Genomic DNA, 22,650 nt, shown 5'->3' with positions numbered 1-22,650 from the left:
CCGATGAAGATTAACGAAAGATTTTCCTGGAAATATAGATAAGCGAAAAAACAAAGCGCCAAACATGAAGATTCTATACAAAGCGCCGGTTTATTGCTACAATAGGGTCGACAAAAAAAGACTGGATGGATAATATGGAAAACAGTATTTCCGCAAACAGGATCATTGTGGCGGCCCTTGCGGTATTGATCCTTATACCGCTTGTTTTCGCGGCGGCAGACAGCATTGTCATGACGGCGGATATTCCCGACCCTTCCACGGAAGCGACCGCTTTCCTTGCGGACCTGCCGTGGATTCACCTCGCCGCCGCGGCGGTGGTCGCCGCCCTGCTGGCCGCGCTTCGGGAACAGCTTTGCAAATTGCCGGAAAAACGCCTGCTTGTCGTGGGAATGGCGCTGGTATTTGCCGCCGGGCTCGCGTGGGTGTTTACCATGCGTGTCGAACCCGGGGCGGACCAGTATTTTGTGCTCAAGGGCGCGGGCGAAATTTTGCAGGGCGATTACCGGGCCCTTATGCCGGGCGGGTATTTTTATACGTTTCCGCACCAATTGGGGCTCGCGCTGTATTTCCAGCCCTTTATCCTCATTGCCGGGCAAAACGCCTGGCTTTGGCTCCAGGCCGCGAACGTACTGTGGCTGCTGCTCGGCTTTTATTGCCTGTATCGAATCACAATGCTCCTGTTTGGAAAACGGGAGGTTACGAATATTACGCTGCTCCTGATGCTTCTTTGCTTTGAAATATTGCTTTATGTGGTATTCGTCTATGGAAATATTCCCGCGTTCGGGCTGGGCCTTCTCGCCGTTTTATGCCAGGTCAGGTATTTTAAAAGCCGGAAGAAACGCTTCGCCGTTCTATCTGCCGCCGCGGCTGTGGCCGGCATCCTGCTGAGGAATAATAACCTTGTGTGGCTGGCCGCGATGCTGCTGTTTTATCTTTTGGACTGTATCTTTGAACGGAAACCGCTTTCCGTTGTTTTCGCCGCCTTGCTGGCCGGGGTGAGCCTGGCGGCGGGGGGCGCGGTCAACCTTTATTATTCCGGGACAACCGGCCTTGCGGTAAACGATGGGGTGCCACGGGCCGCGTGGGTGGCGATGGGCATGCAGGAGGGGCCGATGGCCCCGGGATGGTATAACGCCTATAGCCGCACGGTTTATGAGGAAACAGGTTACGACGGCGCGCAAACGGCGTTGCTCGCAAGGGAGGACGCGGAACAATCCCTGCAAAATTTTGCGCAGCAGCCCGGCTATGCGGCGCAGTTTTTCTACAGGAAGGTTTCCTCCACGTGGAATAATCCAACCTTCCAGGGCTTCTGGATCAGCCAGGTGCGCGACTACAGCGCCATCGGGCAGGGCAAGCTTTCAAACAGCATTTATTACGGCAGGGCACACCTTTTCCTGAAGGGCTTTATGAACATCTACCAGTCGCTTATTTATGTGGGCGCGGCCGCGTTTTTCCTGCTCCGGTTCAAAAAAATCAAACGGGAACAGCTTTTGCCCGGCGTCATATTTTTGGGGACCTTTTTATTCCACATATTCTGGGAGACAAAAGCGCAGTATGCGGCAACCTGTTTCCCGCTGCTCATTCCTTACGCGGCCTGCGGCTGGCTGGAGATTTCGGGCAGGCTGCGGGAATGGCTTGCTAAAAAACCGAAAAAGAAAAAGAACTTCCATAAAAAGCCCGAAGAGGCATGGCGGGACACATAATAAAAAGCGTCCGCCGGGGAAGCGAACGCTTTTTCAGACTTATATATCAATTGTAGGTTCTGTTTGGGTGGGTTATGTTTTAATCCGTTCATCTTACCATAGGCACGCCCCCTTCGCATTTTGCATCCGGGGCTCCCATCGCTTGCGGGGCCCCGGGATGCTTGTTAAATCTATGGTAGTGCCCTTATGTGAATTCCATATGAAGTTCCAATGAACATTTTAAGAATTCGACGGGACATATTCCTCGAATGTAATCTCCGTAGATGCCGTGCGCCCGCCGCGCTCGATCGTGATTTCCACGGTATCTCCCACGGAGTGGCCGTCTATCACTTCCTCAAGGTCGGCCGGGCTCGTGATTTCCTTGCCGTCCAGCGATACGAGCCTGTCGCCGGCCTGGATACCGAGTTTTTCCGCCGCCGAGCCTTCCGTCACCTGCGCCACATACACGCCGGTGCCTGAAAGGCCGTAATTCATTGCGGTCTGCACATCGGAGATGTTGAGAACCGAAATCCCGATGGAAATGCGCCCGGTGACATAACCGCTTTTCATCAGCTCGTCGGCGACGGTTTTCGCGTCATTGACCGGGATGGCATAGCCAAGCCCCTCCACGTTGGTGCCGCCGGATTTTGCAACCACGATGCCGATCAGCTCGCCCTGCCCGTTGAAAAGGCCGCCGCCGGAGTTTCCGGGGTTGATCGCCGCGTTGGTCTGGATCAGGTTCATCGTGCCGTTTCCAAGGTTAATTTCACGGTTCGTCGCGCTGACAATGCCGTCCGTTACCGTTCCGCCGAGCGTTCCCAGCGGGTTGCCGATCGCAACCGTTGTGTCGCCCACCGCGATTGCGTCCGAATCGCCGAACGTAACGGGGGTAAGCCCTGCCGCTTCAATTTTGAGGACCGCGAGGTCCGTCTGCGGGTCCCTGCCGACGAGCGTCGCGTCATAGCTGGTTCCGTCCTTCGTGCGCACGGTGAAGCCCGTGCCGCCCTCTACAACGTGGTTATTCGTAATGATATAGCCGTCCTCGGAAATGATGACGCCGCTGCCCGCCGCCTGGCCGGACACCTGTTGCATAAACTGGTTCGTCTGCACCACATCGGCCGTTATTTCCACAACGGAATCCTGCGCTTTCGCGGCAATCTCCGATACGGAGAGGTCGCCGGAAGCATTTCCCGCATCCGCCGAGGTCTGGAATACGCCGGTGTCGCTGCCCTGCACGGCCCCTGTCGGCGCGCTGCCGCGTCCGGCCATCATGCCCGCGCCAAAGCCGAATACTGCCGAGGCGCCGATGCACAGCGTAAGGACGACCGCCGCCACCTTTTTCGTCAGGAAGGGCGATTTTTCCTTTTTGGGCCGCCTGCCGCCCCTTTGCCCCCCGGAATAAAAGCTCTCGCTGTCAAGGCGGCGGGGATCGCCGCATTCCGCAGGGTGGAGATATCTGTCGTCCCCGCGGAAAGAGGGCTCCGGGCTTCCGCCTCCCTGCCCGTCCGCAGGTCCGTTATTCTGATCGTAAAAAAACCTGTTATCGTTCATTTGGTAGCCTCCTTATAAGCTTATCTATTATTTCAAACGTTTTTTGTTTTACATCACAAGTTAATGATAATCCCAGAAAGTGACGAATTTTTGAACCCGGTTTGAACAATAATTGAAGGAAACGTAACAAATTTATGAATGGGGAGCCCCGGCGGGAAAGGCCGCGCCCGCATCCTCCCTGCACAGGCGGCGCGGAAGCGTAGTGGATTTTTGATAGAAAAAAGGACTGCCGCGGGATAGAAGCCCCAGGCAGTCCTTCCGGTTACAGCGTAACGCCCCGCGCCCGGCAAACGCAAATCATCCTGCCTTCGGGCTCTTTTTTTCAGAGAGGAAAAGCCCCACGAGGGTAAGCGCAATGCCCAATATGGTCACAGGAGTCATTTCCTCGCGCAGGATGACGGCCGAGGTCACGGCGGTAATGACGGGCACCATATAAATATAAGCGCTCGTTTTTACGGCGCCTAAAAATTTCACCGCAAAATTCCACGTCACAAAGCACAGCGCCGACGCGCCCAGCCCCAGGAACAGAAGGTTCATAACCGTGCTTACCCCGCTGAACTGCCAAAGCTCCACATGGAAATCCATTGTAAATAAAGCCGGAATCATAAATACCAAACCATAGAAAAAAGTGCGGCGCGTCGTTTGGATGGTGTTATAGCCGAATTCGCTGATTTTTTTGGTGATAAGGGAATAGACGGCCCAAATGGCCGCCGCCAGCACAGCAAGGACCGTGCCAAACAGGCTGAAGCCTCCGGCGTCCCCGTTATTTCCGAAGGTGATAACAAAAATCCCGGCCATGGCAATCAAAAAGCCCAGGAAAAAACGGATAGTAGCGCGTCCCCCGTGCAGGAACAGCCGCGTGAAAATCGCTGTAAAAAACGGCGCAATCGAAATGATCACCCCGACGTGGGAGGCCGGCGCATAGGTAAGCGCGATATTTTCAAACAAATAGTACAGGGTTACGCCGCAAAGCCCGGCGGCGGCAAAATACCATTCCTGCCGTTTTACGGAAACCTTCAGCCGGTGGGGGCAGGCGCACCAAAGGGCAAGATAGCCGAGGGCAAACCGGATCACAAGAATTTCGATCGGCGTAAAAACACGGAGGAGCACCTTGGTGGAAATAAAGGTGGTCCCCCAGATCAGAATCGTAACCAGGGCGGCAATATGCCCGGCAGCCGTCTTATTTGCCATCCGGCGGCTCCTTTGCCGGGCCGGAGGGTAACGGCGCGGTAAAAATCCGTTGGTACTGCTTTGGCGTCAGCCCGATAAATTCCTTGAAAAAATTTGTAAAATGGCTCTGGTCCGAAAAACCGGCCATGTCCGCCGCATCAGCCGGAGCAACGCCCTCCCTTAGAAACCCTTTCGCTTTTTCAAGCCGCACCGTCTGCAAATAGCGGTAGGGGGAAACGCCGACCTGTTTTGTGAACGAGCGCAGTAAATAAGATTTACCAAAGCTCGTCATGGAAATCAAATCGTCCAGGGTGATATTCTCCGCAAAATGGGCTTCCATATAGGCGCAGAGCATTTGAACCTGCCGCGCCCGCCCGGGAAGCCCGGTTTCCCCGGACAGGACCGAAAACTCCTGCAGCACCTGCTCCAGCAAAAAATAGAAAGCCTCTTCCTTTTTCAAACCCGGCGCACCCGAGAGGATTGCGCCGTATAAATCCGTGAGCGACTGCGCGGCCTCGCTCTGGAAAACCACATTCTGTGTGAAACGGGGCGCGGCGTCCGTCCCGCAGACTTCCTTTGCCGTCCGCCGCATCACCTCCGGGGGAATATTGACGGCGCGGTAATCAAGAAGCTCCCCGTCCACGGGCGCGCAGGAATGGCTGTCCCGCGGATTAAATAAAATCAAATCCCCGGCGCACAAATCATACTCCCGGCCCCTGCACCAAAGACGGCGCCTTCCGCCTTCCACGAATCCAATTACGTAATATTCATGGAAATGGTTGGGGAATTTCTGGACGATTCCGCTCAAGCTGTAAGCTTCTATTTTCAAATCGCGGTCATAATAAACCTGCCGTTGTTCTTCTGGCACGGGCTTCGGCCCCTTTCAACAGTTTTCTTTTATTTTAACACGGAATCCGTCCGTTTTCTTGCACGATATGACACCGCCGCCGCGGAAATAAAAAAAGGACCGCTTCCGAAAAACCGGCAGCGGCGCTTCTGGAATTTTTATCGTTGCCTATTTTTTATCCGCAGGAGCGGCGGGCGCCGCTTGCTTCCTGTCCTGGAACAGGCGGATTATTGTCAGGACTACGCTCACACAGAGGATGATGACGCCGATCCCATAGACGGTTTGCATGCCGTATACGAAAACGTCGGGCCGCCCGGCAATGAACCCGTCAACCTTGTGGCCGACCTTGGAGCTCATCAGCGAATACAGCAGCGTAGTCAAAAGGGAAATGCCCGTCACACTGCCGAAGTTGCGCGTAAAGGCGTTAATGCTGCCCGTGATGCCTAGCTTGCCCTGCGGCGCGGTAGACATAATAAGCGAGGTGTTGGGGGCGGAAAAGACGCCCGCGCCGAAGCCTACGATGCACAGGAAAAGAACCAGCTTCATGACAGGCTCCGTCGCCGTCATGGTAGAAAGCAGGAAAAGGCCGATCGTCATCACCACAAGGCCGACGAGCGTAATTTTGGCCGCGCCCACCTTATCGGAAATATATCCCGAAAGCGGGGACATAATGCCCATCACAATGGGGAAGCTCATCATGATGAGGCCCGTCTGCCCGGGATCGATCTTGAGGACGTCCTCGATATAAAACGGCTGGATAATGCTGATGCCGCTCATCGCAAAGAACTGGATCAGCACGCAGATAATGCTGATCGTAAAGAGGGAATTCCTGAACAGGGAGAGGTCCACAATGGGCTGTCCGCTTTTCTTTTCAAACAGCACGAACAGCGCGAACAATACGATACAGCCGATGAAGGCCAATATAATGTAATACTTGTCGTAGCCCGCGCTTTGCCCGGAAAGCAGCGCGTAGAAAAAGAGGACCACCGCCGCCGCGAGCGTGACCGCGCCGCGGGCGTCCACCTTTTGGCTGGTTTTGGTTCCGCGGGGCAAAAGCTTAAGGGCAAGGAGAAAGCCCACAATTCCGACGGGTACGTTAATCAGGAAAATATAATTCCAGCTGAGGGTGGAAACGATGAGTCCGCCGATGGGCGGCCCCAGCATGGTGCCGAGCGCCACCGAAATGCCCGAAATGCCGAGCGCCCGCCCGCGTTCGTTTGCGGGGAACACCTCGGTAATAATGCCCTGGTTGTTCGCCATCGCCGCCGCCCCTCCGATTCCTTCAATCGCCCGGGAAATGATGAGCGTATTTAAGTCATGCGACAATCCCGCCATCAGCGAGCCGATGGTAAATACCGCTGTGCCGAACATAAAAAGACGCCCTTTTCCCTTGATATCCCCAAGACGCCCGAAAAGCAGGATAGACGCAACCACGGCAATCAGGTACACGATTACCACAAGCTGGATCGATTCCATATCCGTCTTAAGGTCCTTCACCATCACGGGCAGGGCCACGTTTACAATCGTACCGTCCAGCGTCGCCATAAAGGGCATGAAAATCAGGACGGCAAGAATCGACCATTTATGTTTTGCATAATATTCCGGCGAGGTACGGTTCGTCATTTTTGTGATCTTCCTTTTTTCATTAGAATAATAACTATATACCCCGTGAAAAAAAGAATAATCTAAAAATTACGCCGCCGACCCCCTGGGAACGAGATGAATCAGCAATACCTCGCTGGGGGCGAACAGGCGGAAGGGAATCATGGAAACACCGAGCCCCATGCTGATAATCATCGTGGTATCCCCGCTCTGGTAAAGCCCGTCCGAATATTGGGGAAAAAGCGTGTGGCTTCCCGGGGCGATGAGGGCCTTGCCGCCCGGGAAACGAATCTGCCCGCCGTGCGTGTGCCCGCACAGCACAAGGTCCGCGCCCGTCCTGTCGTAGCCGCCGCGGAAGGGCAGGGGATCGTGCGCCAGGAGGAGATTGAACCGCCCGTCGTCCGGGAATCGCAATTTATCCGCGCCGTTCCTGTCAATCGAGGGGTCGTCCACCCCGCCGATATAAAGCTTCGTGCCGCCCACGGCAAAGGGCACATATTTCCCGTCCAGCACGGGAACGCCGTTTTCCCGGAAAATTGCTTTCGTATAGTCTGTCCACACGCGCTCGTGGTTTCCCGTTACAAAAAAGGAAGGAAAAGCGCCCGCCCACGCGGCGACGTTTTCAATGTACGCCCGATTGGGGCGCTTTGTGTGGGAATGGTAAATCATATCCCCGGTGATTGCCACGAGGTCGGGCCGCAGGCCTTCCACTGCGTCAAAAAGAATCCGGTTGTCTTTGCCGAACGATTTTTCATGCAGGTCGGAAACCTGCGCGATGCGCACGGGCGTTTTGATTTTTGCACTTTCGACGGTATATTCATTTACGCGGAACATCAGCTTATCCTTATCCGTTTCAAATTGGTAACGCTTCTATCATACTACGATTCGGTGCCTGCGGGCAACAGGCGGGTCACCGTCACCTCCGGCTGTGCGAACAGGCGGAAGGGAACCACCGAGGAACCGAGCCCCATACTGATAATCATCGTCGTGCCGCCGCTCGTATAGAGGCCGTCCGAATATTCCGGGAAAAGGCCGCCATCCGCATAAAAAATGGCTTTTGTCCACGGGAGGCGGATTTGCCCGCCGTGCGTGTGCCCGGTAAGCACAAGGTCCGCCCCGGTCTGCACGTATTCCCTGCGAAAGGTATCCGGCCGGTGCGCCAGCAGCAGGTTAAACTGTTCCCCGTCCCGGAAATCGATTCCGGAAATGCTGTCCCGGTCAATGGACGGATCGTCGATCCCGCCGATCCGGATCACGGTGTTCCCCACAGCGAATGGAACAACCTCCCCCTCCAGCACAACCACGCCGTTTCTTGCAAACGCTTCCTTCACCGCCTGCGGGTGGTAACGGTCGTGGTTCCCCGTAATAAAGAAGGTCGGCGCAATTTCCGCACATCCTTTCGCAAGGTTTTCCATATAGGGAAGGTTGGGGGAATCGGTATAGGAATTGTAAATGATGTCGCCCGTAATAACAATCAGGTCGGGACGGACGCTCCGTACCGTTTCAAAGAGGTCCGAATTGTCCCTTTCAAACGATTTTTCGTGCAGGTCGGAAAGCTGGGCGATCGTCACCGGAATTTCGACCTTATCGCTGTACACCTCAAATTCCACGATATTTATCACTTCGTTCTGCCCGAGCATAAACACCCAAATGTTGACCGCAAAGAATGCGGCCATCAGCAAAAAGAGGATTCTCCTGCCGTGTTTTTTCATAAGCGTCTCCTTTTTTAACATTATATATTCTGCAGGGGGAAAAAGTGTAAAGAAACTATTAACTTTCTTAGCAAAAGGTGTTGCTTTTTGGAAAGCATATGATATAATAAATAATGCTACTTTGTGGAAAAAGAGGTGAAACGCAATGAAAGAAGGAATTCATCCGAAGTATGGCGAATGCACAGTGACGTGCGCCTGCGGCGAAACTTTTAAAACAGGCTCTGTAAAGTCCGAGATGAAGGTTGATATCTGCTCGAAGTGCCATCCGTTCTTCACGGGAAGACAGAAGCTTGTCGATACAGGCGGTCGTGTGGATAGATTTAAGAAGAGATACGGCATAAAATAATGTGCCCATCCTTGTTGATGTGTTTTAAAAGGCTACAGACCGTTCTTCCATAAGGGGTACGGTCTGTTTTTCTTTTTTATAGGAAAGGAATTAAATGAAACGAACTAGCATTGGCGGCCAGAGCGTCCTCGAGGGTGTGATGATGCGCTCCCCGGAGACGACGGCCATCGCAGTCAGAAGGGAATGCGGGGAAATCGTGACGCAGAAGCAGGACACGAAGTCGCTTTCGGCCCGCTATAAAATACTGGGAGTGCCGATCATCCGCGGCGTGGTGAATTTTGTGGAAATGCTTGTTTCCGGCGTCAAGACAATCACGGACGCGGCAAAGATGTACGATCCCGAAGACGAAGAGCTCGAGCCCTCCAAAACGGATAAGGCAATCGCGGAAAAAACGGGAAAGAATCCGATGGATGTGGCAATCTTTTTTGCCGTCATCATCGCAGTCGTGATCGCGGTGGGGCTGTTTTTTATCCTGCCCAACCTGATTACCGGGTGGATTACGCCCTATGTGGACTCCGCCCTTGGCAAAAACCTGATCGACGGCATCATCCGTGTGGCGATGTTCCTCATCTATTTGTTTGCAATATCGAGAATGAAGGACATTAAGCGCCTGTTTGGCTATCATGGAGCGGAGCACAAGGTCATCAACTGCTTTGAGCACGATATGCCCCTGGATGTGGAGCACGCGCGCGAGAATACGCGGCTGCACCCGCGTTGCGGGACAAGCTTCCTCCTGATTGTGATGATTATTTCCATCCTGCTCTTTACGCTGCTCGGGTGGAGCGACAACTGGCTGGTCCGCATTGGCCTGCGGCTCGCGATGCTGCCCATTGTGGCGGGGGTGTCTTATGAGGTGCTGAAGCTGGTTGCCAAATATGATAACAAGTTTACAATGGCGCTCCGAAAACCCGGAATGGCGCTGCAATACCTTACCACGCGCGAGCCGGACGACGGGATGCTTGAGGTGGCGATTATCTCCTTCCTCGCGGCGGAAGGCAAAATGACGGACGAAGAGATTGACGCCCTTGCCGAAAAGTATGGACACACGATCGACGGTTCCCCCGTCCAAAAGCGCGCGTGCGCGGCAGATACGGAGGAAGTGGTTCTCGGGGCCAATGAGTAATTGGGGCGAGGTTTTTAAGCAGACGGTTAAAACGCTTGCAGATGCGGGCTTTGCGGAAGCGGAGGCCGAAGCAAGGGTCATTACGGCGCATGCGCATGGCGAAGATTTTTCTTCGCTGTGCCTGCGCTTTTTCGATGTGTGCGGCAAGGAGGCCGAAATAGAGCGCCTTGTGGCGGCGCGGCTTTCAGGGAAACCCCTCGCGTATGTGCTGCGGGAAAAGTATTTTTACGGAAGACCGTTTTATGTGGATGAACGCGTGCTGATCCCGCGTTACGATACGGAAAGCGTAGCGCAGCGGGCGCTTCTGCTTGCGCGGGAAAACGGATATAGGACGGCGCTCGACCTGTGCTGCGGCAGCGGCGCGATCGGCGTAACCCTCGGCGCGGAGGGCCGGTTCGAAACGGTGTGCTTTGCGGATATTTCCGGCGGCGCGCTCGATGTAGCGCGAAGGAACGCGGGAAATTTGATCCCACGGCAGGAGGTAAGCTTCCGGCAGGGGGATTTCCTTGAAAATATTGACGGGCGTTACGACCTCGTGGTGTGCAACCCGCCGTATATCAGTGCGGAAGACTATGCGGGCCTTGAAGCGCAGGTGCGGGAATATGAGCCGCAAGCCGCGCTTCTCGCAGGAAACGGCGGCTACGCGTTCTATGAACGGGCGGCAAGGGAAGCGCCGCGGGTTCTGGAACCGGGCGGGGCGCTTGTGCTGGAAATTGGGGATACGCAGGCGGAGCAAGTGTGTTCGCTGCTCGCGGGCGGCGGATTCATTTCCGTCGAAAGCGGCCGCGACCTCAGCGGGCGGCCGCGTTGGGTCTTTGGCATCGCGCCCGCAAAATAGACCGGCTGTTTCAGCGGCCCCGCCGCGATATTCCGGTTCCGTGTACGCCGGAAACCGCGATAAACCGGGATTCCTGTTTCGGGAAGAACGGATAAAGTTAATAAAGTAGGAGACGTTTATGCTGGATAAACTGAAAACAATCAAGGATCGGTACGACGCACTGTCGGAGCAGCTTTCCGACCCGGAAATCACCCGGAACCAGGACAAATTCCGCACACTCGCGCAGGAGCAGTCCTCGCTTACGGAGATTGTCGAGGCATACGACCGGTATGCCATGGTGCTCGACCATATTGCGCAAAACCGCGAGCTGATCGAAACGGAAACCGACGCAGAGCTGATTGCGCTTGCACGGGAAGAGCTCGCCCCCCTTGAAAAGGAACAGCAGCAGCTGGAGGAAGAACTCAAGGTGCTGCTCATTCCCAAGGATAAGAACGATGATAAAAATGTAATCCTTGAAATCCGCGCGGGCACGGGCGGGGACGAGGCGGCGCTTTTCGGCGGCGACCTGCTGCGTATGTACCTGCGCTATGCGGAGCGCAGGGGCTATACTGTGGAAACACTGTCCTCCAACACCACGGAGCTCGGCGGGGTCAAGGAAATAGTCGTCTCTATTGCGGGCAAAGGCGCATATGCGCGGCTGAAATACGAAAGCGGCGTGCACCGCGTACAGCGTGTCCCGGACACGGAGTCGTCCGGCCGCATCCATACCTCCGCGGCGACGGTGGCGGTGCTGCCCGAGGCGGAAGAGGTGGAAGTGAATATCGATCCAGGAGACCTTCGGGTGGATGTGTTCCGGTCGGGCGGCCACGGCGGCCAGAGCGTCAATACGACGGACAGCGCGGTCAGGATTACGCACCTGCCGTCCGGGCTGGTGGTCACCTGCCAGGATGAAAAGTCCCAGATCAAAAATAAAGCGAAAGCGATGAAGGTCCTTGTTTCGCGGTTATATGATTTATACAAGGGCGCGGCGCAAAGCGAGCTTTCGGAAAACCGCCGGAGCCAGATCGGTTCCGGGGACCGCAGCGAGCGCATCCGCACCTACAATTTCCCGCAGGGCCGGGTAACGGACCACCGTATCGGGCTTACCCTTTATAAGCTCGAGGCCTTTCTCGACGGGGATATGGATGAAATGATTGACGCGCTTATCCTGGATGAACGCCAGAAGAAATTACAGGAGCAATAAATTCCCGAAATCCGGTCCGCAACGGTTTTGATGCTGCAGGGAGCAGCAAAGCCCTCAACTGGGAGGAGCAGGCAAATGAACCCAATTTTATATGCAACGCTCGTGGGCGCGGCAGTCGGCGCGCTTGGTACGGGCATCGGCGCGATTGCCGTGTTTTTTATCAAAATCAAAGGAAAGCGCATTTCTGCCGTATTGATGGGCCTGTCGGCGGGGATCATGCTGTCGGTGGTGCTTTTCGATATGCTGCCGGAATCCGTGGAAAGCGCGGGATGGCCTTTTGCACTCGTATGGTTTGCGGTCGGCGCATTCGCGCTTTTCCTGGTCAACAAATTTATGCCGCACCACGATGTTTCCACCTCCGAAGATTCGGAGCTGATCCGCAATTTAAAGCAGGACCGCCTGGTGCGGTCGGGGCTCCTGCTTGCCGTAGGAATTGCGGTGCATAACCTGCCCGAGGGCCTTGCGCTTGGAAGCGGGCTCGTATCCGCGGGCAGCTTTGGCTTCGGCCTTGCGGTGCTGTTGTTTGTGCACAACGTCCCCGAGGGAATGGGGCTTGCAATTCCCCTGAAGCTCGGAGGGGTCAAATACAGCCGTATCCTGCTCGTGGCGGTGCTTGCGGCGCTCCCGATGGCGGGCGGCGCGTTCCTTGGGGCGCTGGTGGGAAACATTTCGCCCACGGTGCTCGGCGGCAGCGTGGCTTTTGGCGGCGGCGCGATGCTGTACCTGACGTTCAGCGAATTGCTTCCGCAGGCGGCGGGGCTCTATAAGGGCTGGCCCACATGGGCGGGGCTTGCGGCAGGGGCCGCGTTTGGCGGAATACTGGTGGCGCTTGTATGATGATGAAAACAAAAACGATATTTGCATGGAAAGACAGGGAAAGCGCGGTGGCACAGGCGGCGGAGACGCTGCAAAATGGCGGATTGGTCGTGTTTCCCACGGAAACGGTGTACGGCCTTGGCGCAAATGCCTTTGACGCGGATGCGGTGCGGCATATTTTTGAAGCCAAGGGCAGGCCGCAGGATAATCCTCTGATTGTCCATATTGCGGATATGGAGCGGCTCGCCGACGTAGCCGCGGAGGTGAGCGAAACGGCCCGCAGGCTGATGAAGGCTTTCTGGCCGGGGCCCATTTCAATCATTGTGAAAAAGTCGGCGCGTATCCCGGATGCGGTCAGCGCGGGGCTTGAAACGGTAGCGGTGCGTATGCCCGGAAACGACCTCGCGCGCGCGATTATCGCGCGCGCAGGCATCCCGGTGGCGGCGCCCAGCGCGAACACCTCGGGAAAGCCCAGCCCGACGCTTGCGCGGCACGCATACGAGGACCTGTGCGGGAAGGTCCCTCTTATTATTGACGGGGGCCCCTGCCGGGTAGGGGTGGAATCCACCGTTGTGGACGCGACGGGCGAGGTTCCCGTAATCCTCCGCCCGGGCGATATCACGCCGGAAATGATCCGGGAGGCGGCGGGCGGGGTGCGCGTGCACCACGGGGTCATGAGCGAGGCCCAAAAAGATGAAGTATGCGCGTCTCCCGGAATGAAATACAAGCACTATGCGCCGAAAGCGAACGTCACGATATTTACAGGGGACAAAAAAGAGGTTGCGAAATGTATTCATTTTCGGTATTATAGTGATAGTATGCAGGGCAGGAAAGCAGTGGTACTGTGTCTTGACGAATGCGCGGGGCTTTACCCGGGCTGTGAGCTCCTGACGCTCGGCGCGGGCGCAAAGGACGCGGAAGCGGCCCTGTTCCGCACCCTGCGTGAGATTGACGAACAGGGCTTCGACGCTGCGTATTTCCACGCACAGGAAGAAAAAATGGGCCTTGCGGTCATGAACAGGATCATAAGAGCGGCAGGACATCGGATTGTGGCTGCCGGGGAGGAAAAAGAATAAAACTATGAACGTATTGTTTGTTTGCACAGGCAACACATGTAGAAGCCCTATGGCGGAAACGCTGATGGACGATGCGGTAGACCGAAGTAGGACTCTTCACGGTGAAGTGAAGATTAAATCCGCGGGCACATTTGCCTGCGAGGATGCGGACCCAACCGAAGAGGCGGTGCGTACGATGGAGGAAATGGGGCTGGAGCTCCATTGCCACGGCGCGGTACAGTTCACGGCGGAGCTTGCGGAGTGGGCCGATATCATCCTTGCCATGGGAAAAGAACAGCTCGAACACATGGAGGTGCTGGCGCCCGAGGAAACGGGCAAAATGCATACCCTGCTCGGCTACGCGCAGGGCGTCATGGGGGAACCGGCCACGAGCTCTTACGATATTATGGACCCTTTTGACGAGGGAATGGAAGAATACCGCGAATGCGCGCAGCAGCTTGCGCAGGCGGTGGCGCTTTTGGTGAAACGCCTTGAAAGCGAATATGAAGGCAATGCTTAAAGCATTGCCTTTTTTTCTTATGGTTTCAACCGATTGAGAGCGCGAAACGCGTTCAAAACAAAAACCACCCGTTAGACGGGTGGTTGGTCTTGGCTTTTTTCAGGAAACGGTTCCTGACTTGAGGGTGTCCTGAAACATTTCCTTCATCCGGTTGTTCAGGACATTCAGTTCGCTTCCAATATCGATGTTACTCTGGATGTACTGGAAAATTTCCTTGTCCGCAATATTCATCAGGTCGTAGTATTCCACAAATTCGATCGGAATCGTTTCCGATTCCGATAACAGGAGCTGCAGCGCCCGGGGATTCATGTATGGTTCCATGCTTTTCAGGGTGTCTTCAGCCTGCTGCACATTTTCCAGCACGGGGAAAGCATATCCGTACGAAAGGAATTCAGATTGCAGCGTTTCGTCGAGCGCAATATATTGTAAAAACTGTTTTGCGGCGGCCTTGGCGCCGCCGTTTTTGTTGATGCCGAAAGCGCAGCAGTCGTAGGGCTCCGTGCGGTAAGGACCGTCGGGCCCCTTGGGAATGCGGAGTATCTGTAAATCCATCTGCGGATAATTCCTGGTATAGTAGCGGGCCTCGGCAAGGTTGGTTACTTTAATCAGGGCGTGGTTTTGCTCAAAGGAACCGTCGTAGTCCTCAAGGGTCAGGCGGTTCATGCTGGTTGCCAGTTTAACGGAATATTCCACGTTGGGGTTGTTAAAATCCGTCGTCCGGGAAACGGGATCAAACAGGCTTTGGCCATTGGCGTAAACGGCCGTGCGCCAATTCATATCCGAAACCCCGAATGTATCGACGATTCCGTTTCCGTCGCTGTCAAACGTGTAGTTCCTGCAATAATAATACAAATCGAACCAATCAAAATTGATATCGTCAATCGGTGTTTCATACGGGCTTAGGAGCGTTTTGTTCATGATCAGGCAGGGCGGGGAGGTCGCGTACGGAACCGCATATAAAGCCCCGTTCCGTTCCCAGGTCTCGAGGATTGCCGGCACGATGCGGCTTTCGTAAGCTTCCCCGCCGATATCCTCGAGGACGTCAAGGGAGATGAGGCTGGGAAAATCCTGCGGAAGCACTGTGAAAAGATCGGGCGCCTCCCCGTAAAGCAGGGCGTCATAGAGCCAATTTGAATAGGTATCATAGGAAATGGTCTCGACCCGTATGTCTATATCGGGATTTTGCGCATGGAAGGCGTCTACGCACCGGCTGATATATTCCAGGTTCTGCACCTCGATATGGTTGTTGTCGCCGTCATACGCCACGGCGATCACCAGCTTGTTTTCATTGTGCAGGGCGGAGCGGCAGGACAGCTGCGCCACAAATAACAGAAGGGCTGCCGCCGCAAGGATACCGCATAAAATCCGCGTCAGCTTATTCATGTCCGTCCCCCGTATTCCGATGCAGGCAGTATAAAACAAGCTGCGTGCGGTCGCGCAGGTTCAGCTTGGCAAGTATGGTGCTGATGCTGTTGCGTACGGTCCCTTCGCTTAAAAACAGGCTCTGTGCAATTTCCTTATTGGAATATCCCTTGCAGATTTGCTTCACAATATCGTTTTCCCGTTTGTTGAGCTCTGAAAGTTCCGGATTCTGGCGCGGAATCGGAATATCCCCCTTTGCAATCTTGGAAAAAAAACCGACCAGCTTGGAAGCAATGGCAGGATTAATCAATGTTCCGTTGTTGTAAACGGTCCTGATGGCGTCCGCCAGTTCCTCCACCGAAGTCCCCTTGAGCAGGTATCCGTTCGCGCCGTATTTAATCGCGTCAAAGACATATTCGTCGTCGTCAAATGTTGTCAGCACAATAATTTTGATTTCGGGGTGCTTTTCCTTGATGATCCTGCACGCGGATACCCCGTCCATGCCCGGCATGCGGATATCGAGCAAAATGACGTCGGGGGCAAGGGTCCCCGCCATGTCAACCGCTTCGTTTCCGTCCCCCGCAAGACCGATTACGGAAAAATCCGGCTGGGAAGAAAGAATGATTTCCAGGCTTTGCCGGATCAGCTCCTGGTCCTCTACAATTAATATTTTAATCATTGGCTTCCTCCGTATAGGGCACGTAAATTTCAACAAAAAAACCATATTCACCGTGGAAACAGCACGATCCTCCAAAATCGGAGATGCGTTCGCGAATCCCGCTGAGCCCCGCGCCCTCAATCACATGCGCGCAGCCCGTGCCGTTATCCGATATCAGGAGGTCGACGCCGTTTTCCCTGAATTCCAGGGTCACGTCGACGCGCATAGCCTGCCCGTGTTTCACGGAATTGGTAATGGCTTCCTGGATCACGCGGAACAGCGTATCTTCGAGGCGTTCCTGCATCGGACGGCTCCCCGACAGGTGTACGGCCACCGTGGTGTCCGTAATCTTGGAGATGTTGGAAGCAATGTCCCTTACAGCCTCTGTAAAAGTCATCCGGGAAAGGGAATCGGGCCGCAGTTCCTTTACGGAGCGCCGGATGTCGACCAGTGCGTTGCGCGACAGCTCGGATAAGGTATTAAGCTGGCTGTGAAGACGCGGCGGGTCGGAGTCCGCAAGCACCTGGCATGCGTCGATCCCGGCCGAGATAGCGGTGAGCGAATGGCCGACCGTATCGTGGATTTCCCGCGCGAGCCGGTTGCGTTCGCGGATCAGGGCGTTTTCCTCCGATTTTTCCACATAATGCTCAAGCTGTATGTTTGCCAGCTTGAGTTCCTCGTTGATATGGTACTGCTGGTTGTAAAGCCGGTTGATAATTTTTGTCTCCTCCTTTTGCTGCTGAATCCATGAGATCATGAAAATGACAAACAATACGTCATTACAGGAAAACAGGATATGCTGTACGATGGAAAATTGGGTCTGGATTGCGGCGGGGAGGTAACTGGTATAAAGTTCAAGGGGCGTGATGGTAAAAATTTGCGCCAGGATTTGGTATTCGCACACAATATACAGGATCACCAGCAGGGCCGAAAAAAAGAACCTTTGCCGCTTTCCGTCAAGCCGGTAAAGCATGCATACGCCCGATAAAAGAAGGATTCCGCGGTAAACCACATTGGTCAGGACAATGATGGAAACGCATAAAATAAGATCGATGGTGCAGGATAATATGAAAAAAATTTTATTACGCTGTATTTTATTCGACGATTCGCGGAGCAGCAGGTTCAGCAGGTAAAGCATGAGCAGGATAAAGCATATAAAAATTGTATCCTGCGGCGCTTGCGGCACACGGTCGGCGCGCAGCAGAAAATCACTGGCAAGCCCCTGCTGTGATATGGAATTCACGCACAGTACGAGCAAAACGCATATTCCAATAATGATAAACAAATTCAGTACAAGCATGACGCGCCGGACGACACGTGTATTTAAAGCTTTCAAAATCAGCACCCCGATTTTCGTTACAGGTTGTATGAAAATAAAATGATCGGGCGGAATCTCATTACATTATTATATAAATTGGAAAATGTAATTGCAAGCAAGCGCGGGACGGATGCGGGAAAGTCAGGACAAATGTCATACGGTTATGACATTTGTCCCGGAAGAAAAATACATTTATCACGGGAAAACCATGACATTTAGTACTGTCCTTTCCGCGGATAATCCGATAAAGTAATAATACAAAATCCAAAAGGAGGGATTGGAGAAAATGAAAAAAATCGTATGTATACTGCTTATTACGGCGCTTGCGGTAAGCCTTCTGGCCTGCGGGGCGCCCGCTGCGGATTCTTCCGCGGCAGCCCCGGGCTCTTCTGAGGCAACGCAGCAGGCGGGCGGCAAGGAGAGCGGCGCAGCCGGGGAGGCCGCCGAAGGAAGCAAGGGAATCGAAAGCAAGAAGATCAAGATCGGCTGGTCCCCGCCGGACATCACAAACGTGTTCAAGACCGCGACGGATTACATGGAAAAAGCGGTCGAGGAAGCCAATGCGGCAGGACTCGATGTGGAGCTGATTACGCGGTCCGCTACGGAACATACGGACGCGGCCGACCAGGTCAAGACGCTGGAAAACTTTATCCAGAACAAAGTAGATGTCATCATCGTATCGCCGACCGAGGTGGAAGCCATCAAACCGGCCCTCAAGGAAATCAACGAGGCGGGGATTCCGATCATCATGGTCAATATGCTGGATGAACAGGAAGGAATCGACATCGCGAATTTCGTAGGCTTTGACAACGCGCAGGCGGCGTCAGTGAGCGCCTATTCCATGCTCGATGCACTCGGCGGCCCCGGGGTTGTCGGGGAAGGAGAAACGGTGGAACTGCCCGAAGACGGGATGCTTGACCTCAAATGGTGGACCGAGCTTTATAAAGACGTCGATAAGGAATCTATCTCCGGGAAGATTGCAATGATCGAAGGAATCGCGGGCGACTTTTTCTCAAATGAGCGGACGCGGGGTTTCATGGAAGTAATCTCGCAATATCCCAATGTGGAAGTCGTTGCGCAGCAGCCGGCTGACTGGAACCGCCAGAAAGCGGTGGAAGCAGCGGAAAATATCATCCAGAACAATCCGGACCTCGACGCGATCTACGCGTCCTGTGCGGAGATGGCACTGGGAACGAGCATCGCGGCAGAGAGCGCGGGGCGCGCCGACGACCTGATTATCATCTCCAATGACGGAACAGCCGAGACGATCCAGGCGATCAAGGACGGCAAGATTATGGCTGAAACCTGGCATGGCTTCCCGGAATGGGGATGGTATGGCGTACAGTTTGCCGTACAGCTTGCGTTGGGCGAAGAAGTACCGCTGAAATACGACATCAGGCCGAGAACGGAATACATCGGAAACGCAGACAATTTCTATCCGGAACCGAAACTGGAAGCAATCGATTGGCAGGCGGTCATTGACGACGCAAAATAGAAAATCCGGTCTGTAAGGAAATGGTTGCCGTACCCGGTGTGCGGCAACCATTTTAAAAGAGGAGATTATAATGGCAGAATATATCTTGGAAATGAAAGATATCGTCAAAAGCTTTTATGGAATCACCGTGCTGCGCGGCGTAAATTTCGGGGTAAGGCCGGGCGAGGTGCATGTGCTGCTCGGCGAGAACGGGGCGGGAAAATCCACCCTGATGAAGATACTTTCCGGCGTTTATAAGGCGGACAGCGGCGACATACTGATCGATGGGGAAAAAGCCACGGTTCGGGACCCGGCGCACTCCCTCGCACTCGGGATCGGCATGGTCTACCAGGAGCTTTCCCTAGTGCCGGAGGTAAGCGTTGTGGAAAACATCTGGCTGGGGAACCTGCCTGCCAATAAAATGAAATTTGTTGACTGGGAAGCCGCTAAAAAGAAAACGAAACAGATTTTTGACGAACTCGGGATCGATATCGATATCAACGCGAAAACATCCTCATACGATCTCGGCATACAACAGTTGATCGAAATATTCCGCGTCATATCGAAGGATGTCAAAATTGTCATCCTGGACGAGCCGACCTCGTCGCTGACGGACGTAGAGGTGGAAAAGCTTTTCCATATCATTAGCGAACTGAAAAAACAAGGCATTTCCTTCGTCTATATCACCCACAAGCTGGAAGAGGTATTCGAGATCGGGGACCGCGTTACGGTATTGCGGGACGGAAGCACGATTGGCAGCACGATCGAAAACATAGGAGAAACCACGGAAGACGACCTCGTGAGGATGATGGTGGGCAGGACCATCGACGAACAATATCCGAAAGTATCCTCCGTCACACCGGAGGTAATGCTGGAAGCGCGCGGGGTGTCCGACGGAAAAAATTTCTTTGATGTTTCTTTTGCCCTGCATAAAGGCGAGGTGCTCGGCGTTGCCGGACTGGTCGGGTCGGGCCGGAGCAATCTCGCGCGGGCGCTTTTCGGCCTGCGCAGGCTGACAAAGGGCGAAATTATCTATAAAGGGAAACGGTATACACCTAAAAACCCGAGCCACGCAATCGAAAATCGTTTCGGGTTGATTACGAAAGACCGTAAGGACGGCCTGCTGCTGCATATGCCGATCCGTACCAATATATGCGTTTCAAAAAAGGACGGGCTCGTAAAGGGAGGATTCCGCCTTCGCGGCAATGAAAATAAGGAGGCGGAAAAATATATCAAACTCCTCAATATTGACGCCAGTTCCCCCGGGCAAAAGGCACGTGACCTTTCGGGCGGAAACCAGCAGAAGGTAGCGGTTGCGCGCTGGATTTGCAACGGCACGGAGCTCTTTATTATGGACGAACCCACACGCGGGGTCGACGTAGGCGCGCGTGTGGAGGTCTACAACCTGATTAACGAGATTACGGCAAACGGGGGAGCGGTATTAATGATTTCCTCGGATATGCCCGAACTCCTCGGGATATCGGATAACATCATGGTTATGAAAAAGGGCAGGGTCACCGCGATGCTGGAAAGCGGGGAATGCACGCAGGAACTCATACTGGAAAAAGCGGCGGGGAGTGAAATCAAATGAAAAACGAAAATACAATCAAAAAACAATCGGCGGGCTATATCCTGCAAAAATTCAGTGCAATTGTGATCCTGTTGGCAATTATTGTCATCATGAGCATTGGCAGCGAGAATTTTTTCAGCGGAAAGAATTTCCTCAATATCCTCAACCAGTCGGCGGTACTGGGAATTATGGCAATCGGCATGACGTTTGTAATCATCACCGGCGGGATCGACCTTTCCGTCGGGTCGCTGATGGCGCTTTCCGGCTCCGTAATGGCTGTCGCGGCCACCGGCCTTTCGATGCCGCCGCTTCTGGCGGTGCTGTTCGGCATTGCGGTCAGTACGGGAATGGGCTTTTTGAATGGCTTTATCATTACCAAAGGAAAGATACAGCCGTTTGTGGCGACCCTCGGCATGTATACTGCTCTTGAAGGCGTGGCGCTGCTGGTAACGGACGGACTGCCGATCTCCGGCATACCGGAAGAAATATTGGCGCTTGGAAGCCAGTCGGCCGGGGGCGTCGTCCCCTACAGCATATTCGTGTTCGCCGCGGTTGCCATCATTGGCTGGATTCTTCTCGACCGTACGGTGCTGGGGAGGAATACAATCGCCGTAGGCGGAAATGAAGAAGCGTCAAAAACGGCGGGAATCAAAACAGACGGCACGAAAATCATTATTTATGCATTGAGCGGCCTTTGCTGCGGCATCGGGGGGTTGGTGATGACGGGCCGGCTCAACTCGGCAAACGCACTCATGGGCGACGGCATGGAGCTCCAGGCAATTACTGCGGCAGCCCTCGGCGGGACAAGCCTTGCCGGAGGCGTGGGAAGCATCGGGGGAACGGTAATCGGCGTCCTGACGATCGGCGTCCTCAACAATGGTCTCGACCTGATGAACACGACGCCATTTTGGCAAAAGGTTATCCTTGGCGTCATGATCGTCGCGGTTGTGCTCCTGGATTCGTGGAGAAAACGGAAATTCAACGACTGAAAGCCGGGGAGGAAAAATACGTGGGAAAGCTGCGAGGAAAATATATTGCCATTACGGGCGCAGGCTCGGGAATCGGGCAGGAAACCGCACGGCTGTTTGCCCGCGAAGGGGCGCGGCTTGCACTTGTAGACCGAAATTACGAAAACGTCCGTGATTTGGAAAAAGAGCTTGGTTTTGCGAAAGCCTATGAGGCGGATGTTTCCTCAGAGGAAAGTGTAAAACGCGCCTTCGGACAGATGCAGGAATGGGGAAGGCTGGACGCGGGAGTCAACTGCGCGGGAATTTTTGCCGAAGGAGAAGTGCTCAGCACCGCGTTTCCCCAGTGGAAAACAATTATGGGCATCAACCTGGACGGAGTTTTCCTGTGCATGAAGTACGAGCTGGAAAGCATGCGGGCGGCAGGGGCCGGATCGATCATAAACATTGCTTCGGAAGCGGGCCTTTCCGCGATTGCAAACCAGGTTGCTTACAATGTCTCGAAAGCGGCGGTCATCATGCTCAGCAAAAGCGCGGCGGTCGATTATGCGGCCTGCGGCATACGTGTCAACTGCGTATGCCCCGGGCGCATTAAAACGCCCCTGGTGGAGCATGTGATCCAAACCTCCGGCGATCCGGAAAAGGAACTAGAAAAGCTGTCCGGCGACCGTCCGGCAATGCGTATGGGGACCCCGCAGGAAATTGCGTACGCATGCCTTGCGTTTGCGGCGGACGATATGGCCTACGCGACGGGCTCGGTACTGTCGGTGGACGGCGGATATACGGCAAGATAAGGAGACAAGCGAATGAAATTCGGGACATATTTTGCGTATTGGGAACGGGAGTGGGACGCGGATT

The 22,650-nt window shown here is 54.4% G+C and carries 21 protein-coding genes; 12 read left to right on the top strand and 9 right to left on the bottom strand.

Features of this window, described 5'->3' with window-relative positions:
• Nucleotides 1-125: 125 nt before the first annotated feature.
• Nucleotides 126-1,703, top strand: a complete 1,578-nt coding sequence (locus BBD38_RS02805) for a hypothetical protein (protein ID WP_147568054.1) — start codon at nt 126-128, stop codon at nt 1,701-1,703.
• A 219-nt stretch (nt 1,704-1,922) separates the two neighbouring features.
• On the opposite strand, the gene BBD38_RS02800 is transcribed toward BBD38_RS02805, so the two are convergent.
• The 6 genes from BBD38_RS02800 to BBD38_RS02775 form a co-directional block, all read right to left on the bottom strand.
• Nucleotides 1,923-3,233: a S1C family serine protease gene (locus BBD38_RS02800; RefSeq protein ID WP_082989446.1), complete on the bottom strand. Its 1,311-nt coding sequence runs from the start codon at nt 3,231-3,233 to the stop codon at nt 1,923-1,925.
• Between the two features lie 297 nt (nt 3,234-3,530).
• Nucleotides 3,531-4,424 (bottom strand): DMT family transporter, encoded by an 894-nt coding sequence (locus BBD38_RS02795; RefSeq protein ID WP_066684279.1) that lies wholly within the window; start codon nt 4,422-4,424, stop codon nt 3,531-3,533.
• Nucleotides 4,414-5,271, bottom strand: a complete 858-nt coding sequence (locus BBD38_RS02790) for an AraC family ligand binding domain-containing protein (protein WP_066684278.1) — start codon at nt 5,269-5,271, stop codon at nt 4,414-4,416. Before BBD38_RS02790 ends, BBD38_RS02795 begins: the two co-directional genes overlap by 11 nt.
• 147 nt (nt 5,272-5,418) lie before the next feature.
• Complete coding sequence (locus BBD38_RS02785; protein ID WP_066684275.1) at nt 5,419-6,873, bottom strand: MFS transporter; 1,455 nt, start codon at nt 6,871-6,873, stop codon at nt 5,419-5,421.
• 69 nt (nt 6,874-6,942) lie between these two features.
• Nucleotides 6,943-7,686, bottom strand: coding sequence for a metallophosphoesterase (locus BBD38_RS02780; protein ID WP_066684274.1), 744 nt, complete (start codon nt 7,684-7,686; stop codon nt 6,943-6,945).
• Nucleotides 7,687-7,730: 44 nt separating this feature from the next.
• Nucleotides 7,731-8,564 carry a metallophosphoesterase gene (locus BBD38_RS02775; RefSeq protein WP_066684272.1) on the bottom strand — a complete coding sequence of 278 codons (834 nt, stop codon included), beginning with the start codon at nt 8,562-8,564 and terminating at the stop codon, nt 7,731-7,733.
• A gap of 145 nt (nt 8,565-8,709) precedes the next feature.
• Here BBD38_RS02775 and rpmE point away from each other — a divergent pair, with 145 nt between their 5' ends.
• The 7 genes from rpmE (at nt 8,710) to BBD38_RS02740 (ending at nt 14,445) form a co-directional block, all read left to right on the top strand.
• A complete protein-coding gene (gene rpmE, locus BBD38_RS02770; protein WP_066684270.1) occupies nt 8,710-8,910 on the top strand; it encodes a 50S ribosomal protein L31 in 201 nt (66 codons plus the stop codon).
• A gap of 94 nt (nt 8,911-9,004) precedes the next feature.
• Complete coding sequence (locus tag BBD38_RS02765) at nt 9,005-10,033, top strand: DUF1385 domain-containing protein (RefSeq protein ID WP_066684269.1); 1,029 nt, start codon at nt 9,005-9,007, stop codon at nt 10,031-10,033.
• A complete protein-coding gene (gene prmC / locus BBD38_RS02760; protein WP_066684268.1) occupies nt 10,026-10,871 on the top strand; it encodes a peptide chain release factor N(5)-glutamine methyltransferase in 846 nt (281 codons plus the stop codon). The genes BBD38_RS02765 and prmC overlap by 8 nt, the downstream gene beginning before the upstream one ends.
• A 118-nt stretch (nt 10,872-10,989) precedes the next feature.
• Nucleotides 10,990-12,054: a peptide chain release factor 1 gene (gene prfA, locus BBD38_RS02755; RefSeq protein WP_066684265.1), complete on the top strand. Its 1,065-nt coding sequence runs from the start codon at nt 10,990-10,992 to the stop codon at nt 12,052-12,054.
• A 75-nt stretch (nt 12,055-12,129) separates the two neighbouring features.
• Nucleotides 12,130-12,891 (top strand): ZIP family metal transporter, encoded by a 762-nt coding sequence (locus BBD38_RS02750; protein ID WP_066684263.1) that lies wholly within the window; start codon nt 12,130-12,132, stop codon nt 12,889-12,891.
• Entirely contained in the window at nt 12,888-13,946 is a 1,059-nt protein-coding gene (locus tag BBD38_RS02745) for an L-threonylcarbamoyladenylate synthase (protein WP_235829084.1), read from the top strand. The genes BBD38_RS02750 and BBD38_RS02745 overlap by 4 nt, the downstream gene beginning before the upstream one ends.
• A 4-nt stretch (nt 13,947-13,950) precedes the next feature.
• Nucleotides 13,951-14,445 (top strand): arsenate reductase/protein-tyrosine-phosphatase family protein, encoded by a 495-nt coding sequence (locus BBD38_RS02740; RefSeq protein ID WP_066684262.1) that lies wholly within the window; start codon nt 13,951-13,953, stop codon nt 14,443-14,445.
• Nucleotides 14,446-14,544: 99 nt separating this feature from the next.
• On the opposite strand, the gene BBD38_RS02735 is transcribed toward BBD38_RS02740, so the two are convergent.
• From BBD38_RS02735 to BBD38_RS02725, 3 genes are read right to left on the bottom strand one after another with little or no spacing between them, the layout of a single operon-like run.
• Nucleotides 14,545-15,828 carry an ABC transporter substrate-binding protein gene (locus BBD38_RS02735; protein WP_066684261.1) on the bottom strand — a complete coding sequence of 428 codons (1,284 nt, stop codon included), beginning with the start codon at nt 15,826-15,828 and terminating at the stop codon, nt 14,545-14,547.
• Entirely contained in the window at nt 15,821-16,486 is a 666-nt protein-coding gene (locus BBD38_RS02730) for a response regulator transcription factor (RefSeq protein WP_066684260.1), read from the bottom strand. The genes BBD38_RS02735 and BBD38_RS02730 overlap by 8 nt, the downstream gene beginning before the upstream one ends.
• Nucleotides 16,479-17,801, bottom strand: coding sequence for a sensor histidine kinase (locus tag BBD38_RS02725; RefSeq protein ID WP_147568052.1), 1,323 nt, complete (start codon nt 17,799-17,801; stop codon nt 16,479-16,481). Before BBD38_RS02725 ends, BBD38_RS02730 begins: the two co-directional genes overlap by 8 nt.
• A 268-nt stretch (nt 17,802-18,069) precedes the next feature.
• Here BBD38_RS02725 and BBD38_RS02720 point away from each other — a divergent pair, with 268 nt between their 5' ends.
• From BBD38_RS02720 to BBD38_RS02705, 4 genes are all read left to right on the top strand, one after another.
• The gene (locus BBD38_RS02720) at nt 18,070-19,278 is read left to right on the top strand and encodes a sugar ABC transporter substrate-binding protein (protein WP_082989442.1); all 1,209 of its coding nucleotides are present in this window, start codon (nt 18,070-18,072) and stop codon (nt 19,276-19,278) included.
• A 70-nt stretch (nt 19,279-19,348) separates the two neighbouring features.
• Entirely contained in the window at nt 19,349-20,848 is a 1,500-nt protein-coding gene (locus BBD38_RS02715; RefSeq protein WP_066684257.1) for a sugar ABC transporter ATP-binding protein, read from the top strand.
• Nucleotides 20,845-21,816, top strand: coding sequence for an ABC transporter permease (locus BBD38_RS02710; RefSeq protein ID WP_066684255.1), 972 nt, complete (start codon nt 20,845-20,847; stop codon nt 21,814-21,816). Before BBD38_RS02715 ends, BBD38_RS02710 begins: the two co-directional genes overlap by 4 nt.
• A gap of 20 nt (nt 21,817-21,836) precedes the next feature.
• Entirely contained in the window at nt 21,837-22,586 is a 750-nt protein-coding gene (locus BBD38_RS02705; protein WP_066684252.1) for an SDR family NAD(P)-dependent oxidoreductase, read from the top strand.
• Nucleotides 22,587-22,650 lie beyond the last annotated feature (64 nt).

The organism is Christensenella intestinihominis, assembly GCF_001678845.1.
Lineage (GTDB): Bacteria > Bacillota > Clostridia > Christensenellales > Christensenellaceae > Christensenella > Christensenella intestinihominis.
Note: the sequence above shows the minus strand (reverse complement) of the source record. Positions and strands in the feature narration are given on the sequence as shown.

What these genes read in the sequence shown, in the direction of transcription:
- BBD38_RS02805 (WP_147568054.1), top strand. Translation starts at nt 126, where the DNA reads ATGGATAATATGGAAAACAGTATTTCCGCAAACAGGATCATTGTGGCG.
- BBD38_RS02800 (WP_082989446.1), bottom strand. Translation starts at nt 3,233, where the DNA reads ATGAACGATAACAGGTTTTTTTACGATCAGAATAACGGACCTGCGGAC.
- BBD38_RS02795 (WP_066684279.1), bottom strand. Translation starts at nt 4,424, where the DNA reads ATGGCAAATAAGACGGCTGCCGGGCATATTGCCGCCCTGGTTACGATT.
- BBD38_RS02785 (WP_066684275.1), bottom strand. Translation starts at nt 6,873, where the DNA reads ATGACGAACCGTACCTCGCCGGAATATTATGCAAAACATAAATGGTCG.
- BBD38_RS02780 (WP_066684274.1), bottom strand. Translation starts at nt 7,686, where the DNA reads ATGTTCCGCGTAAATGAATATACCGTCGAAAGTGCAAAAATCAAAACG.
- BBD38_RS02775 (WP_066684272.1), bottom strand. Translation starts at nt 8,564, where the DNA reads ATGAAAAAACACGGCAGGAGAATCCTCTTTTTGCTGATGGCCGCATTC.
- rpmE (WP_066684270.1), top strand. Translation starts at nt 8,710, where the DNA reads ATGAAAGAAGGAATTCATCCGAAGTATGGCGAATGCACAGTGACGTGC.
- BBD38_RS02765 (WP_066684269.1), top strand. Translation starts at nt 9,005, where the DNA reads ATGAAACGAACTAGCATTGGCGGCCAGAGCGTCCTCGAGGGTGTGATG.
- prmC (WP_066684268.1), top strand. Translation starts at nt 10,026, where the DNA reads ATGAGTAATTGGGGCGAGGTTTTTAAGCAGACGGTTAAAACGCTTGCA.
- prfA (WP_066684265.1), top strand. Translation starts at nt 10,990, where the DNA reads ATGCTGGATAAACTGAAAACAATCAAGGATCGGTACGACGCACTGTCG.
- BBD38_RS02750 (WP_066684263.1), top strand. Translation starts at nt 12,130, where the DNA reads ATGAACCCAATTTTATATGCAACGCTCGTGGGCGCGGCAGTCGGCGCG.
- BBD38_RS02745 (WP_235829084.1), top strand. Translation starts at nt 12,888, where the DNA reads ATGATGATGAAAACAAAAACGATATTTGCATGGAAAGACAGGGAAAGC.
- BBD38_RS02740 (WP_066684262.1), top strand. Translation starts at nt 13,951, where the DNA reads ATGAACGTATTGTTTGTTTGCACAGGCAACACATGTAGAAGCCCTATG.
- BBD38_RS02735 (WP_066684261.1), bottom strand. Translation starts at nt 15,828, where the DNA reads ATGAATAAGCTGACGCGGATTTTATGCGGTATCCTTGCGGCGGCAGCC.
- BBD38_RS02730 (WP_066684260.1), bottom strand. Translation starts at nt 16,486, where the DNA reads ATGATTAAAATATTAATTGTAGAGGACCAGGAGCTGATCCGGCAAAGC.
- BBD38_RS02720 (WP_082989442.1), top strand. Translation starts at nt 18,070, where the DNA reads ATGAAAAAAATCGTATGTATACTGCTTATTACGGCGCTTGCGGTAAGC.
- BBD38_RS02715 (WP_066684257.1), top strand. Translation starts at nt 19,349, where the DNA reads ATGGCAGAATATATCTTGGAAATGAAAGATATCGTCAAAAGCTTTTAT.
- BBD38_RS02710 (WP_066684255.1), top strand. Translation starts at nt 20,845, where the DNA reads ATGAAAAACGAAAATACAATCAAAAAACAATCGGCGGGCTATATCCTG.